Below are 14538 nucleotides of genomic sequence, written 5' to 3' on the forward strand. Positions count from 1 at the left end.
GGCCACCGCCATCGCGACCAGCGAGGGTCGATGGCAGGATCTCGATGGGCACAGGCAGACTGCCACCTCGCGGCAGGGACCAGCCGAGGCCTACCGTCGACCCATGACCGACGTCGATACCCTGCTCACCCCGCCCACCGCCACGGCGGCACTCGCCCTCGAGACCTCCCGCGCCACCGCATCCCCGGCCCTCGCGAACCACTGCCTCCGCTCATGGGCGTTCGCCGCCGCCCTCGGCCTCGAACGGGGCCTCGTGGTCGACGCCGAGCTGCTGTTCGTCGCCGCGATGTTCCACGACCACGGCGTCGTGCCCGAGTTCGACGCCGTCGAGGCGCCGTTCGAAGACGCCGGAGGGGCTGTGGGTTGGGTGTTCGCCGCGGGCGCCGGGTGGCCCGTCGAGCGACGCGAGCGCGTGCGCGAGGTGATCCAGCGGCACGCCTGGGCCAGTGTGGACCCTGCGTCGGATGTCGAGGGGTTCTTGCTGGAGGCAGCCACGACCCTCGACGTGCGGGGCGTCGGCGCCGAAGCGTGGCGCGCAGACCTCGTCGCAGCCGTCGTCTACCGGGTGCCGCGCCTCGACTTCAGCGCGACGTTCGACGCGGCGATCGCCGCACAGGCGTCGCGGAAGCCCGGCTCGAACGCCGCCCGTTTCGCCCCGGGGATCGCCGACGGCGCCCGATACTGGGCCTGAGCCTCACGGCCCGACACCGGGACGGAGCGGCTAGTGCGCCGGCCCCATCAGGATGGCGAAGAAGCAGATCACCCCGGCGATGATGTAGAGGAACGTGCCGATCTGCATCGTGCGCGTCTTGTTGCGGTCGGCGACAGGCACCGACACCTCGAGGATGGGGCAGCCCGACCAGCCGAGCAGGCCGATGCTCAGGGCGAGCAGCACGGCGCCGACCCAGAAGACCACGCCGAGGAACGGGGGCAGGATCGACGGGCGCCAGCCCGACGCGAGCAACAGACCGAACGTGATGGCGACCGTACCCGCCGCACCGATGAACCAGGCCGTGCCGGTCCACATGATTCGCTGGACGTTCTTCTCAGGGGTCATCAAGTCGTGAAGCACAGCCATATCCTCCCGCGACCCCGGGCGCGGAGCGGGGATCGACTCACCCCGTCGTCACAGCCACTTCCGATGCCGGAAGACGCGGTAGAGCGCGAACCCGAGGGCGAACATCAGCACGATCGCGAACGGATAGCCGTAGCGCCAGTGCAGCTCGGGCATGTTCGTGAAGTTCATGCCGTAGATGCCCGCCACGAGGGTGGGGGTGAAGAGGATCGCGGCCCACGACGAGATCTTCTTCACCTCCTCGTTCTGCTCGATGCTCTGGTCGGTCTGGCGCCGCGTCACGATCGTCGCGTGCACCGTCAGGGCGTTGTCGAGGATCGACCGGAACGACCCGATCCGGTCGACGATCAGCAGCGTGTGGTCGAGCACGTCGCGCAAGGAGCGCTGCAGCTCGACGTCGACGCCGTACTTCTCGCTGCCGCGCTCGAGGTTCTCCAGCATCTTCACCAGCGGCACGACCGCCCGCTGGAACTGGATGACCTCGCGCGACAGGTTGTAGATGCGTTCGGAGAGACCGGTGGACTCCGGGCTGAACAGGTCGTTCTCGATCTCGTCGATGTCGTTCTCGAGCCCGGCGATGACCGGCTCGTACTCGTCGACCACCTGGTCGAGGATCGCATAGAGCACGGCCTCGGGCCCCTGCGCGAGCAGCTCGGGGTTGGCCTCCATGCGCTTCCGCACCTTCATCAGGTCGGGCGACTCGGCGTGGCGGATGGTGACGACGAACTCCGGGCCCAAGAAGATGTGCAGCTCGCCGAACTCGACCGTCTCCTCGGCGTCGACGTAGCGCGCGGGGCGCAGCACGGCGAACAGGATCTCGTCGTAGCGCTCGAGCTTCGAGCGCTGGTGGCCCAGCAGGGCGTCCTCGACGGCGAGGGGGTGCAGCGAGAACTCCGCTGCGACGCTCCGCACCTCGTCGTCGCTCGGGCGGTACAGGCCGATCCAGCCCATGCCGTCGTGCTCGTGCATCAACTCGTACGTGGCATCGAGGCTGCGGGGGTTCTCGATGCGTTTTCCGGCGACGTACACGCCGTTGTCGATCAGGGGCATGGGGGCATGGTGCCCCGGGCGGGTGAACTGCGCGTGTCAGGCGCGCCGTGCGCGGTCGGGAGCCCGCCCGCGCAGCAGGGCCGCGGCGAGGAACACCGCACCCGCGACGACCTCGATCGTCCAGTAGACGGGGCTCGTCGAGCTGAGCAGCGTCACGAGACCGTGACCGCCTTCGAGCATCAGCACGGCGCTGAGCACGGCGACGCCGGCGAGCGGCCAGCGCCCTCGGCCGTACCGCACGAGACTCGCCGCGACGCCGAGCACCGGCCCGGCGAGCAGGCCGACCAGCGACCAGAGCGACGAGAACGGCGCGGCGTAGAAGAACCCCCGCCAGAGGCTGACCTCGGCGTAGGCCTCGACCATCGCCTCGAACGCGAGGGCCCCCAGCACGGCGGCCAGCACCGGCCGGGCGCGCGACAGCCAGACCAGCAGGAAGGCGAACATGCTCCAGCCGCCGACCGAGTTGGCGAGCGAGCTCACCCAGTGCGGCAGGTACTCCTGGCCGAGGCTCGACAGCCCGCCGACCAGCACCGACCCGACGAGCACCACGGCCGTCGCCGCGACGGCGCGCGGCACGGACGTCCGCCTCGGCTCGTTGCGAGCAAGGGTGCGGCGAGTCGCCGTGGTCGGAGCGGGGGTCACGGCGTCCACGCTACGGGCGCAGGATCCGCCGGTCATCGGTCGAGAGGACGGCATGGGTCATCCCGTGGTCGCGTCGTGCCGCTAGCGTCGAGGCATGGCGCTGAGCGACGTGCGGGTGCGGGTCGTCGATCTCGACACGGCCCCGGGCGGCGACAGCACCACGCTCGACACCGCCGAGCGGGAGCGCGCGGCCCGGCTGCGCGACGCGACCGACCGGCGGCGGTACGTCACCGCGCACGTCGAGCTGCGGCGGGTGCTGGGCGACGCGACCGGCGTGGCCGCAGTCGACGTCGAGATCCTGCGGGCGCCCTGCCTCGCGTGCGGCGAAGCGCACGGCAAACCGGTCACGCGCGGTGCGCACTTCAGCCTCAGCCGTAGCGGCCGCTGGGCGGCGATCGCCCTGGCCGAGGAGCCCTGCGGGGTCGACATCGAACAGGCGCAGGATGCCACGCGGCTGGCCCCGCTCCACGCCGACGTCGTCACGCCGGGAGAGCCGCTGCCCCCGGGCCCCCTGGGCCTCTTGCGCACGTGGGTGCGCAAGGAGGCGCTGCTGAAGGCCACCGGCGCGGGGCTGACCCGGCCGATGACCGAGGTGCGGGCCGATCAGGCGCTCGCCCGTGGCATCCTGCGCGACCTCGACGGCCTGCCGAGCGGCCTCGTCGGCGCCATGGCGGTGGCCGACGACTCTTCGGGGTTCACGTCGAGTTAACCCCGCGCTCGTACCGTGGCGGCCAATCCGCTCCGGTGCCGTCGCCGGAGCCTCCACGAAGTCTGGAGCAACCCGGAATGAGCATCCTCGTCGTCGTCCTGATGGTCATCGCCATCGCCCTGATATTCGATTTCACCAACGGCTTCCACGACACCGCCAACGCGATGGCCACCTCGGTCGCGACCGGTGCCCTGAAGCCGCGCGTCGCCGTGCTGATCTCGGCCGTGCTCAACCTCGTCGGCGCATTCCTGTCGACGCAGGTCGCCAAGACGGTCTCATCGGGCATCCTGACCGAGAACACCAAGGGCCTGCCGCACATCACGCCCGTCCTCATCTTCGCCGGCCTCGTCGGCGCGGTCATCTGGAACCTCGGAACCTGGTGGCTGGGGCTGCCGTCGAGCTCGACGCACGCGCTGTTCGGCGGCCTGATCGGTGCCGCCATCATCGGGTCGGGCGTCAGCGCCGTCGACTTCGGCGGGGTGATCTCGAAGATCGTGCTGCCCGCGATCCTGTCGCCCTTCATCGCCGGCGCGGTGGCGCTCATCGCGACCTACGCGGCCTACCGGATCACCAAGCTCGCCGAGGTGCACGGTGCGAAGCGCGGCTTCCGCCACGCGCAGACCGTCTCGGCCTCGCTCGTCTCGCTCGCGCACGGCACGAACGACGCGCAGAAGACGATGGGCGTCGTCACGCTGACCCTCATCGTCGCGGGCTACCAGACGGCGAACACCGGCCCGCAGATCTGGGTGATCCTGATCTGCGGTCTGGCGATCGCCACCGGCACGTACACGGGCGGCTGGCGCATCATGCGCACCGTCGGCAAGAACATCACCGACGTCGAGTCGCCCCAGGGCTTCGCCGCCGAGACCAGCTCGGCCGCGACCCTGCTGATCTCGTCGAACCTCGGCTTCCCGCTCTCGACGACGCAGATCACCTCGGGCGCCGTGGTCGGCGCCGGGGTCGGCAAGCGGCTCGCGTCGGTGCACTGGAACACGGTCTCGAGGATCGCCGTCGGCTGGATCGTCACGCTGCCGGCCGCAGCTCTCGTCGGCGGCGTCGCCGCCCTGCTCGCCGGCACCGGCCCCATCGGCCTCGTGGTAGTCGTCGTGCTGGGGGTCGTCGGCGGCGCGACCTTCGTGCTGCTCGCACGGCGCCACCCCGTCAGCCGCGAGAACGTCAACGACGACTCGACCACCGCGACCGGCCGCCCGGTCGGCGCTGCCGCCGCCACTGTGAAGGGCTGAACCCATGAGCACACTCCTCCTCGCCGCAGCTGCGGCCCCCGCGCCCGTCACGGGCTTCCTCGGCGTCAACTGGTCGTCGATCGCCGAGGTCTGCATCGTCACCCTCGTCGCGACGGTCGGCATCGTCGTGATCTTCTCGATCGGCCTGCGGCTGCTGTCGATCGGCTCGCCCGACGACGGAGGCGACCTGGCGGCCTCGGGTGCGATCACCCGTCGACCCGTCGCCGCGACGGCCGTGGGGTATCTCTGCGTCGCGATCGGGGGCGCCGCAGTGCTCTACGGCATCTATCTGGTGATCCCGCTGTTCCACCAGTGACGAATCTTCGACCGGTGACGAACCCGAGACACCCGGTCGACCGGCGAGTCACCCGGGCCCGATAGGGTGCAGGCGCACGCCGCGCAGCGCCACCCCGCCTCCCGCCCGAAAGCACGCCTCGATGACCGATCCCCTCCCTCCGGGTCTCCTCCTCGGCTCCGAACGCACACCGCCCGAGCGCACGCTGGTCGACGTGCTCCGCTCGACGGTCGAGGCCTTCCCCGAAGCCTCGGCGCTGGAGGACGAGGACGGCGCTCTGAGCTATCGCGAGCTGGCCGTGCGCGTGCGGGCCGCCGCCTCGGCGCTCTCGGCAGCGGGCGTCGCGCGGGGAGACAGGGTCGGCGTGCGGATGCCGTCGGGCGACCGGTGGCTCTACATCGCCATCCTGGCCGTCCTGACCGCCGGCGCCGCCTACGTGCCGGTCGACGCCGACGACCCCGAGGAGCGCGCCGCCCTCGTCTTCGGCGAGGCGCAGGTCGTCGGCATCGTCGGGGCCCGTGGGCTCTATCGGGCCGACGACGGCACCGAGACACCGATCTTCCAGGCCGTCGCCCCGCACCCGAGCCGCGCGACCGACGCCCGCGCTGCGCTGCCGGTGGCCCCGTCACCCGACGACGACGCCTGGATCATCTTCACCTCCGGCTCGACGGGCACGCCGAAGGGCGTCGCCGCGAGCCACCGCTCGGCCGCGGCCTTCGCCGATGCCGAGGCGGGCCTGTTCCTCCGCAGCCCCGGAATCGATCCGCTCGGCCCCGGCGATCGCGTCCTCGCCGGTCTGAGCGTCGCGTTCGACGCCTCCTGCGAAGAGATGTGGCTCGCCTGGCGGTCGGGCGCGTGCCTCGTGCCGGCGCCGCGCAGCCTCGTGCGCAGCGGCGCCGACCTCGGGCCGTGGCTCGTGCTGCACGACATCACCGTGGTCTCGACCGTGCCGACGCTCGCGGGGCTCTGGCCGACCGAGGCTCTCGAGAGCGTGCGCCTGCTGATCTTCGGCGGCGAGGCCCTGCCGCCCGAGATCGTCGAGCGCGTCACCGGCGACGGCCGCGAGGTGTGGAACACCTACGGCCCCACCGAGGCGACCGTGGTCACGACCGGCTCGCTCGTCGCGCCCGGCGAGCTCGTGCGCATCGGCCTCCCGCTCGACGGCTGGGACGCCGCCGTCGTCGACGTGACGACCGGCCTGCCGGTCGGCGAGGGCGAGGTCGGCGAGCTGATCATCGGTGGCGTCGGCCTGGCACGCTATCTCGACCCGGCCAAGGACGCCGAGAAGTACGCGCCCCACGAAGGCCTCGGCTGGCAGCGCGCCTACCGCTCGGGCGACCTCGTGCGTTTCGAGCACTCCGGTCTCGTCTTCCAGGGCCGCGCCGACGACCAGGTCAAGGTCGGCGGTCGCCGCATCGAGCTGGGCGAGATCGAAGCCGCCCTCCTCGGTCTCGAGGGCGTCGGCGGGGCAGCGGCCGCCGTGCGGAAGACCGACGCCGGCAACCAGATCATCGTGGGCTACCTCGCGGTGCAGGATGCCACGCAGTTCGACCGCGGCGGCGCCCTCACCCGCCTCCGCGAAGAGCTGCCGGCAGCCCTCGTGCCGCTCCTCGCCCTCGTCGAGGGCGACCTGCCCACCAAGACGAGCGGCAAGATCGACCGCGACTCGCTGCCGTGGCCGTTGCCGCCCACCTCGGTCGGGCCCGAGGACAGCGCGATGAGGCCCGACGAGCTGATCCTCGCGGCCGACTGGCAGGCGGTGCTCGGCCTCCCGGTCGACGACGCCGACGCGAACTTCTTCGACCTCGGCGGCGGGTCGCTCGCCGCGGCCCAGCTCGTCGCCCGCATCCGCGAGCGCGACCCCGAGTTCACCGTCGCCGAGATCTACTCGCACCCGCGGCTCGGAGCCATGTCGGACGCCCTCGAGGCGCGCGTCGGCACCGCTGCCGTGCCGAACGACGACTACCACCGCTCCTCCCCACCCCGCTGCGGATGCAGTGGCTGCAGACGCTGCTCGGCCTGCCGCTGCACATCCTGAGCGGTGTGCGCTGGCTGACCTACGCGCTGACCGCGTCGGGGCTGGTGCGCTGGGCGGCGGGCGGGCACGCGTCGCACGCCTTCGATGCCCTGCCTGCCGTGAACGGCTGGCTCCTCGTGATCCTGCTGGCCGTCTTCGTCACCCCGTTCGGCCGCATGGCGATCTCGGTCGTGTTCGCCCGGGCACTGCTCGCCGGCGTGAAGGCGGGCGACCACCCGCGCGGAGGCGGCGTGCACCTGCGCCTCTGGCTCGCCGAGCAGGTCGCTCACCAGATCGGGGCCGTGGGTCTCGCCGGCGCCCCGTGGGTCAGCTATTACGCTCGCGCCCTCGGGCCCGCATCGCCCCCGACGTCGACCTGCACGCCCTGCCGCCGGTCACCGGCATGCTGCGCATCGGCCGCGGCGCCTCGATCGAGCCCGAGGTCGACCTGTCGGGCTACTGGATCGACGGCGACGTCGTGCGCATCGGCGCGATCCGCATCGGTGCCGGCTCGACCGTCGGCATGCGGTCGACGCTTCTGCCCGGCACCAGGATCGGCAAGAACGCCTCGGTCGCGCCCGGCTCCGCCGTCTTCGGCCGCGTGCCGTCCGGCCAGGAGTGGGCAGGATCGCCGGCGGCGCGGGTGGGCAAGAACCGCACCTGGTGGCCCGCCTCGCGACCGGGCTCCCACCGGGCGTGGCTCGCCGCGTACGGCGTCTCGTCGGTGGTGCTCTCGCTGCTGCCCATCGCGTCACTGGCGGGTGGCGCCGCCGTGATCGCGCTGGGCCTCCGGGGCGCCCTTGCGCTCGGCGACGCGTACCTCCGCGCTCTCGCCCTGTTCGTGCCCGCGGCGCTGCTGGCCGGCGTCACGGCAGCAGTGCTCGTCGTGCTCTTCGTGCGCCTCCTCGGCCTGGGTGTGCGCGAGGGCACCTTCGCCGTGCGCTCGCGCGTCGGCTGGCAGGTGTGGAGCACCGAGCGCCTGCTCGATCTCGCCCGCACCTTCCTCTTCCCGATCTATTCGAGCCTGTTCACCCCGGTCTGGCTGCGCCTGCTCGGGGCGAAGGTCGGCCACGACGTCGAGGCGTCGACGGTGCTGCTGCTGCCCGCGATGACGACGATCCGCGACGGCGCCTTCCTCGCCGACGACACCATGGTCGCCTCCTACGAGCTCGGCGGCGGCTACCTGCGGGTCGCCGAGGCCGAGATCGGCCAGCGCGCCTTCCTCGGCAACTCGGGCATGACCGGCCCCGGCCACAAGGTGCCACGCGACGGTCTGGTCGCCGTGCTCAGCGCCGCCCCGCGCAAGTCGAAGGCGGGGTCGTCGTGGCTCGGCTCCCCCGCGGTGCGGTTGCGACGCACGGTCGCCGTGACTGACGAGGCCCGCACCTTCCGCCCGCCCGCCCGCATCCGGGCCGCCCGCATCCTCTGGGAACTCGGCCGTGCCGTGCCGGTGCTCGTCGCCTGCCTCATCGGGCTGACGCTCGTCTTCGCCCTCTGGGGGCTCGTGGCGTGGCTCGGTCCGGGCTGGGCGATCCTGCTCTCCGGGCCCGTCATGCTCGCGGTGGGCGCTGTCTCGGCCGCCGTCGCGACGGCGGCGAAGTGGGCTCTGGTCGGCAGGATACGAGTGGCTGAGAAGCCGCTCTGGTCGAGTTTCGTCTGGCGCAGCGAAGTCGCCGACGTCTTCGTCGAGATGTGCGCGGCGCCCTTCTTCGCGCAGCCGGCCGCCGGCACCCCCGCGCTGGTGTGGTGGCTTCGCTCGCTCGGCGCCTCCATCGGCCGCGGAGTCTGGACCGACAGCTACTGGCTGCCCGAAGCCGACCTGGTGCACTTGGGGGACGGCAGCACCGTCAACCGGGGCTGCGTCGTGCAAACCCACCTCTTTCATGATCGAATCATGAGCATGGACACCGTCACCCTCGACCCCGGTTCGACGCTCGGCCCCCACAGCGTCGTGCTGCCCGCCGCCCGGCTCGGCGCGCACGCGACGGTCGGGCCCGCCTCGCTCGTCATGCGCGGCGAGGGCGTGCCCACCGGCAGCCGCTGGTCGGGCAACCCCATCGGCCCGTGGCGCGAGGTGCGCTTCGCCGACTACCACGCCACCGCGAACGCCTGACCCCGTGGCTGTTGCTTATCTGCCGGACCCCGGCAACGACGGCTACTCGACGCTCTCGTACGACCTCGACCTGAGCTACCGGGTCGCGACGAACCGGCTCGACGCCACCGCCGTCATCACCCTGCTCGCCACCGCCGACCTGCCACGATTCTCGCTCGACCTGGTGCGCCTTCGCGCCTCGAAGGTGCGGGTCGACGGCACGAAGGCCAGCCGCTTCTCGCAGTCGGCGACCAAGCTCTCGATCACACCGGCCGCGCCGATTCCGGCCGGGGAGGAGTTCGTGGTCACCGTCGACTACGCCGGGTCGCCCGCGCCCCGCAACAGCACCTGGGGCACCGTCGGCTGGGAAGAACTGACCGATGGCGTGATCGTCGCGTCGCAGCCGTCGGGCGCGCCCACCTGGTTCCCGTGCAACGACGACCCGGGCGACAAGGCCTCGTATCGCATCGCCGTCAGCGTCGAAGAGGGGTACACGGTGGTCGCCAACGGCGAGGCAGGGTCACGCAGCACTCGCTCGGGCCGCACGACCTGGCACTTCGATCAGCCCGAACCCACCTCGACCTACCTCGCCACGGTGCAGATCGGCCGCTACGAGCTGGTGCCGGTCAGCCTCGGCGCCGTCCCCGGCGTCCTCGCCGGGCCGCCCAAGCTGCGCTCGCGCATCGGCCACGACTTCGGCGACCTGCCCGAGATGATGGCCTGCTTCGTCGACGCCTTCGGCCCGTACCCGTTCGCCGCGTACACCGTCGTCGTCACCGACGACGACCTCGAGATCCCCCTCGAGGCGCAGGGCATGGCGATCTTCGGGGCGAACCACGCCGACGGCCACGGCTCGGCGACCAGGCTGGTCGCGCACGAGCTGGCGCACCAGTGGTTCGGCAACAGCGTCGGCGTCTCGACGTGGCGCGACATCTGGCTCAACGAGGGCTTCGCGTGCTACTCGGAGTGGCTCTGGTCGGAGTGTTCGGGCGGGGCGACAGCCTCCCGCCTCGCCGCCGAGACGCGAGCTCGACTGGCGAAACTCGGGCAGGAGATCGTTCTCGGGGATCCTGGGCCCCGCTCGATGTTCGACGACCGGGTCTACAAGCGCGGGGCGCTCACGCTGCAGGCGCTCCGGCTCACTGTCGGCGACACGGCGTTCTTCGAGACGCTGCGGTCGTGGACGGAAGTGCACCGGCACGGGGTCGCGACGACCGAGGACTTCGTGATGCATGCGTCACGCATGGCCGGTCGGCCACTCGGCGACCTCTTCGACGCGTGGCTCGATCGAACGCCGCTGCCCGAGCTGCCTGCCGTCGGGCGGTAGGTGTTCGGCGCGGGTGCACGTCGCCCGTTGCCCGTCCCTCGTTGCCCGTCCCTCGTTGCTCGTCGTGCCCGAAATCGCGACCGCCCAGTGCCTCTTGTCGCGATTTCGCGACCGGCGGCCGGATCGGTCGCGATTTCGCGACCGGCGGCCGGATCCGTCGCGATTTCGCGACCCGTGCTGAAGCGGCGGCGACCGCTACAGGCGCTTCTCGTAGCAGAGCGAGAACGGGATCGCTTCGACGTAGGGCTCGTAGACCGGGATCGGCGTGTAGCCGAAGCGCTCGTAGAGGCGCACGGCGTCGGGCTGGCGGTCGCCGGTCTGCAGCATGATGCGGCTCGCTCCCCGCGCCTGGCCGACTCGTCGAGCTCGGCCATGAGCTTCGCGCCGATGCCCCGGCCGCGCTGGCCGTCGACGACGATCACGCGCTTCATCTCCCACTCGCCGCGCAGGTCGCGGACGGCCGCGTGGGCGAGTGGCGTGCCGTCGGTGTCGACGATGAGGATCGTGTCGAGCACCGAAGCCGGGTCGACCGCCAAAGCCGCGGCCCGGCGATCCTGAGCCTCGACGGTCTGCAAGACGTCTTTGTCGGCGTAGCGGGCGGTCATCTCGACGTCCATCGCCTCGCGGAGGGCGACGGCCCGCGGGTCGTCCCACTCGACGTGGAGGGTGGTCAGGGCGGTCGGGTCGGTAGTGCTCGGGTCTGACGTGTTCGGGTCTGACGTGTTCGGGTCGGTGGTGCTCACCTTCCCATTGTGCCGCCCGGCCCCTCCCCACCCTTACCTTTTCGGCACGTCCTCTGCGTCGTGACGGGGAGGACGTGCCGAAAAGGTAAGGGCTGGCGCGCGACGCGGGTCAGCCGGCGGTCACGGGCTCGAGGGGCGACTCGGCGGCGAGGCCAGCGGCAGCAGCAGCAGCGTCGCCGTCGGCCCCCGAGCGGCGACCACGAACGATGCCCGAGGGCAGCAGCAGCGCCAACAGCGCCGACGCGAGCAGCACGCTCGCCCCCACCAGCACGGCCGGCGCCGCAGCCGACACGTAGCCGGTCGGCGTCAGCTGCCCGCCGGCCCCCGTGAAGACCGCGGTCAGCACGGCGATGCCGAGGGCGACGCCGATCTCGCGCAGGGTGGAGTTGGTACCGGAGGCCTTGGCCTGGTCGTCCTGCTTCATGTTGACGAGCACCGCGGTCGACAGCGGCGCGAAGACGAGCCCCATGCCGATGCCCGCAAGCAGGAATCCGGGCAGCAGCGTCAGGTAGCCCACACCGGCCGACATCGTCAAAGCGATCTCGAAGAGGCCGCCCGAGAGCAGCACCATGCCCGAGACGATCAGCAGGCGGGTGCCGACGCGCGGCGCGATGAAGCCGGTCAGCGGGGCGATGACCATCGGCGCAAGAGTCCACGGCATCGTCGCGACGCCCGCCTCGAGCGGCGTCTTGCCCTGAACCACCTGCAAGAACTGGATCAGGATGAACACCGACCCGAACGCCCCGAAGCTGAACGTCATGGCGACGAGGTTCGCGAGGGTGAAGCTGCGGTCGCGGAAGAGCCGCAGCGGCAGCAGAGGCGAAGCCACTCGCGACTCACGCCAGATGAACAGGCCGATCAGCACGGCGCCGCCGATGAGCGCGACGAGCACCTGCGCGCTCGACCAGCCCGCGTCGTTGCCGCGCACGATCCCGAAGACGATGCCCAGGATGCCGAGACCGGCCAGCAGGACGCCGAGGAGGTCGGCCCGCACGCGCTCGCCGAGGCTGTTCGGCAGGGCGAACAGCGCCAGCGGGATCGCGATGATTCCGACGGGGACGTTGAGCCAGAAGATCGACTCCCAGCTCCAGCCCTCGACGACCGCGCCGCCGATCAACGGGCCGAGCGCGACGCCGAGGCCCGAGACGCCGCCCCAGACGCCGATGGCGAGGGGGCGGGCCTTCGTGCCCACGGATCCGACGAGCAGGGTGAGCGAGAGCGGCATGATCGCCGCGGCTCCGGCGCCTTCGAGGGCGCGAGCCGTGATGAGGGCCGCGGTCGTGGTGCTGAGAGCGGCGAACGCGGACGCCCCGGTGAAGACGACGAGACCGGCGATGAAGAGGTGACGCCTGCCGATCCTGTCGCCGAGGCTCACGGCGAGCAGCATGAGGGCTGCGAACGAGAGCGTGTAGGCGTTGGTGATCCACTGCAGGCTCTCGACGGTCGATCCGAGCTTCTCGTGGATGACGGGGAGGGCGCTCGTGACCACGAGGTTGTCGAGGGTGGCCATGAACATGGGCAGGCTGGCGGCCGTGATGGCCAGCCAGACGGGGATGCGACGGGCGGTGGTTGCAGTCGGCACGGCACGGCTCCATTCGAGTTCTGGGATCCGGATCACGGTTGTAATCGGATGATTACTAGACACTAAGTAATCAACTGATAACCTGTCAAGCATGGATTCCGCAGTAGTGCCTTCGGCCTCGACCCCGCGCCTCTCAGCGGCCGAACGGCGAGAGCAGATCCTCGATGCGGCCACGGCCGTCTTCGGCGAGCGCGGCTACCACGGCACCACCACCGACCAGGTAGCGGGGGCCGCGGGCATCAGCCAGCCGTACGTCGTGCGGATGTTCGGCTCGAAAGAGAAGCTCTTCTTGGAGGTCGTGCACCGTGCCCTCGCGATGCTCTTCGACGCCTTCCGGGCAGCCCTCCCCGACCCGGGTGACGGCACGAGCCGCGAGAAGCGGCTCGGTGGGGCGTTCGTCGACCTCGTGCAGAAGGAGGGTGTGCACCGCACCCTGCTGCACGCGTTCGTCTCGGGCAACGATCCCGTGATCGGGGCGGCCGCTCGCGAGGGCTTCGTCGGCATCTACCGGCTGCTGCGCGACGAGGCCGGCTTCTCGCCCGAGCAGATCGACCAGTTCTTGGGCGGCGGCATGCTGCTCAGCGTCCTGCTCGGCATCGAGCTGCCGAGCGTCTACGGCCAGGATCGCGACGCCGACGAGCTCATGCAGGTCGCGTTCGGCGAGAAGTGCGCCGTCGTGATCGAGGCCGCCGGCCCCGCCTCCGCAGCGGGCGCCGCGACCGCCGCCGCCGCCGCCCGCTAAGCGTCGCGCCTTCGCGCGACGCCCGGCACCGCGCCTCGGCGAGGTGCCGGTGGCCGCCGGGAGGTGCCGCGGCCAGTCACCCCTTTCAGCCGCGATGCAGCAGGATCGCCGCGATCGCAATGCCGATCGGAACCATCAGGAGGAAGGCGAGCGGAGGCTCGCTCCGCTCGCGGACCTCGGCGCCGTGGGTGATCTGCCCGATCCCGACGACGATGGGAAGCAGCGAGAGCTTCACGCCGGCGAGCGTGAGGCCGAGCGAGACCAGAGCAAGCAGGACAGCCGAGGCAGACCGTAACCGGATCGCGTCGAGGCGGCGGCGGGGAGCCTCGACGGGATCGCTCAAGCCACCTCCTTGCGGAGCTGCCGGAACCAGCCGACGCTCAGCGGGAGCGCTGTCCAGAGCGCGAGAGAGCAGAGGGCCGGCCCCAACCCCGTCGTCGTGTCGCTCGAGGCGAGCCATGACCACTGCGGGTCGGCCAGCCAGGTGCTGAACGCGAGGCTCGACACCCACGGGGCGATGCCGGGGAAACGTGCGCCGATGGCGAGCTCGTACGTGATGGGCACGATCATCGTCACGACGATCGCCAGTGGCGTGATGAGGAGGAGCGAACCCATGGCGACCCCGGACAGTGCCGCAGCCAACGAGATCGCCAGGATCGACCACAGCGTCTCTCGCAGATCGCTCCAGTCTGTGCGCGGCAGATTCTGCGGGTGGACGAGCAGGAAGGCCACAGCCGAAAGCACGGTGAGCACCACCATCGTTGCGACCACCACGATCATCGCGGCGAGAGCCCGGGCAGCCAGCACGATCGATCTGCGAGGAACGAGCGCGAAGGTCGTCATCGCCCCGCGCTGAGTCCAGTCGCCGGTCACGAGCAGGATCGCGATGATCGGCAGCAAGAGCGGGAGCGGGAGGACGGCGGCGCCGAGGAAGTCACTGAGGGTCGGGTCGGACTGGGACGAGATGACGGCCGTCCCGGCGCCGAGAACCACCATGACGGCCAACAGGATCCGGGACGC

Annotated in this window: 13 protein-coding genes and 2 pseudogenes; 7 read left to right on the top strand and 8 right to left on the bottom strand. The window is 71.3% G+C overall.

The window, feature by feature from the left end:
- Positions 1-103 precede the first annotated feature (103 nt).
- Positions 104-691, top strand: a complete 588-nt coding sequence (locus AX769_RS19690; protein ID WP_066282484.1) for an HD domain-containing protein — start codon at positions 104-106, stop codon at positions 689-691.
- Positions 692-721: 30 nt separating this feature from the next.
- Here the strand turns inward: AX769_RS19690 and AX769_RS19695 are convergent, their stop codons facing one another.
- The 3 genes from AX769_RS19695 to AX769_RS19705 are packed head-to-tail and all read right to left on the bottom strand — an operon-like array spanning position 722 to position 2767.
- On the bottom strand, positions 722-1072 hold the full coding sequence (locus AX769_RS19695) for a hypothetical protein (RefSeq protein WP_157887732.1): 351 nt from the start codon (positions 1070-1072) through the stop codon (positions 722-724).
- Positions 1073-1126: 54 nt separating this feature from the next.
- Positions 1127-2125, bottom strand: a complete 999-nt coding sequence (corA, locus tag AX769_RS19700) for a magnesium/cobalt transporter CorA (protein WP_066282489.1) — start codon at positions 2123-2125, stop codon at positions 1127-1129.
- A gap of 36 nt (positions 2126-2161) precedes the next feature.
- Complete coding sequence (locus AX769_RS19705) at positions 2162-2767, bottom strand: DUF6518 family protein (RefSeq protein WP_066284083.1); 606 nt, start codon at positions 2765-2767, stop codon at positions 2162-2164.
- A 94-nt stretch (positions 2768-2861) separates the two neighbouring features.
- On the opposite strand from AX769_RS19705, the gene AX769_RS19710 reads away from it, so the two are divergent.
- The 5 genes and pseudogenes from AX769_RS19710 (at position 2862) to AX769_RS19730 (ending at position 10451) form a co-directional block, all read left to right on the top strand.
- Entirely contained in the window at positions 2862-3476 is a 615-nt protein-coding gene (locus AX769_RS19710; RefSeq protein ID WP_066282492.1) for a 4'-phosphopantetheinyl transferase superfamily protein, read from the top strand.
- A 77-nt stretch (positions 3477-3553) separates the two neighbouring features.
- A complete protein-coding gene (locus tag AX769_RS19715; RefSeq protein WP_066282495.1) occupies positions 3554-4720 on the top strand; it encodes an inorganic phosphate transporter in 1167 nt (388 codons plus the stop codon).
- A 4-nt stretch (positions 4721-4724) separates the two neighbouring features.
- Positions 4725-5036: a hypothetical protein gene (locus AX769_RS19720; RefSeq protein WP_066282498.1), complete on the top strand. Its 312-nt coding sequence runs from the start codon at positions 4725-4727 to the stop codon at positions 5034-5036.
- Between the two features lie 121 nt (positions 5037-5157).
- Positions 5158-9145, top strand: a pseudogene (locus AX769_RS19725) (Pls/PosA family non-ribosomal peptide synthetase).
- A 4-nt stretch (positions 9146-9149) separates the two neighbouring features.
- On the top strand, positions 9150-10451 hold the full coding sequence (locus AX769_RS19730) for a M1 family metallopeptidase (RefSeq protein WP_066282500.1): 1302 nt from the start codon (positions 9150-9152) through the stop codon (positions 10449-10451).
- Positions 10452-10646: 195 nt separating this feature from the next.
- Here AX769_RS19730 and AX769_RS25790 read toward each other — a convergent pair whose 3' ends face one another.
- From AX769_RS25790 to AX769_RS19740, 3 genes and pseudogenes are all read right to left on the bottom strand, one after another.
- The gene (locus AX769_RS25790; protein WP_255359407.1) at positions 10647-10778 is read right to left on the bottom strand and encodes a hypothetical protein; all 132 of its coding nucleotides are present in this window, start codon (positions 10776-10778) and stop codon (positions 10647-10649) included.
- Positions 10779-10852: 74 nt separating this feature from the next.
- Positions 10853-11068, bottom strand: a pseudogene (locus AX769_RS26135) (hypothetical protein); the annotation flags it as partial.
- Between the two features lie 235 nt (positions 11069-11303).
- Positions 11304-12776 carry a DHA2 family efflux MFS transporter permease subunit gene (locus AX769_RS19740; RefSeq protein WP_239451863.1) on the bottom strand — a complete coding sequence of 491 codons (1473 nt, stop codon included), beginning with the start codon at positions 12774-12776 and terminating at the stop codon, positions 11304-11306.
- 91 nt (positions 12777-12867) lie between these two features.
- Here AX769_RS19740 and AX769_RS19745 point away from each other — a divergent pair, with 91 nt between their 5' ends.
- Positions 12868-13518 (top strand): TetR/AcrR family transcriptional regulator, encoded by a 651-nt coding sequence (locus AX769_RS19745; RefSeq protein ID WP_066282507.1) that lies wholly within the window; start codon positions 12868-12870, stop codon positions 13516-13518.
- Positions 13519-13603: 85 nt separating this feature from the next.
- On the opposite strand, the gene AX769_RS19750 is transcribed toward AX769_RS19745, so the two are convergent.
- Positions 13604-13861, bottom strand: a complete 258-nt coding sequence (locus AX769_RS19750) for a hypothetical protein (protein WP_066282509.1) — start codon at positions 13859-13861, stop codon at positions 13604-13606.
- A complete protein-coding gene (locus tag AX769_RS19755; protein ID WP_066282513.1) occupies positions 13858-14514 on the bottom strand; it encodes a hypothetical protein in 657 nt (218 codons plus the stop codon). The genes AX769_RS19750 and AX769_RS19755 overlap by 4 nt, the downstream gene beginning before the upstream one ends.
- Positions 14515-14538 lie beyond the last annotated feature (24 nt).

Origin of the sequence: Frondihabitans sp. PAMC 28766, from assembly GCF_001577365.1 — a bacterium.
Classification (GTDB): Bacteria; Actinomycetota; Actinomycetes; order Actinomycetales; family Microbacteriaceae; genus Frondihabitans.

Coding starts and splice junctions, on each gene's coding strand:
- AX769_RS19690 (WP_066282484.1), top strand. CDS start 104: ATGACCGACGTCGATACCCTGCTCACCCCGCCCACCGCCACGGCGGCA.
- corA (WP_066282489.1), bottom strand. CDS start 2,125: ATGCCCCTGATCGACAACGGCGTGTACGTCGCCGGAAAACGCATCGAG.
- AX769_RS19710 (WP_066282492.1), top strand. CDS start 2,862: ATGGCGCTGAGCGACGTGCGGGTGCGGGTCGTCGATCTCGACACGGCC.
- AX769_RS19715 (WP_066282495.1), top strand. CDS start 3,554: ATGAGCATCCTCGTCGTCGTCCTGATGGTCATCGCCATCGCCCTGATA.
- AX769_RS19720 (WP_066282498.1), top strand. CDS start 4,725: ATGAGCACACTCCTCCTCGCCGCAGCTGCGGCCCCCGCGCCCGTCACG.
- AX769_RS25790 (WP_255359407.1), bottom strand. CDS start 10,778: ATGCTGCAGACCGGCGACCGCCAGCCCGACGCCGTGCGCCTCTACGAG.
- AX769_RS19745 (WP_066282507.1), top strand. CDS start 12,868: ATGGATTCCGCAGTAGTGCCTTCGGCCTCGACCCCGCGCCTCTCAGCG.
- AX769_RS19755 (WP_066282513.1), bottom strand. CDS start 14,514: ATGGTGGTTCTCGGCGCCGGGACGGCCGTCATCTCGTCCCAGTCCGAC.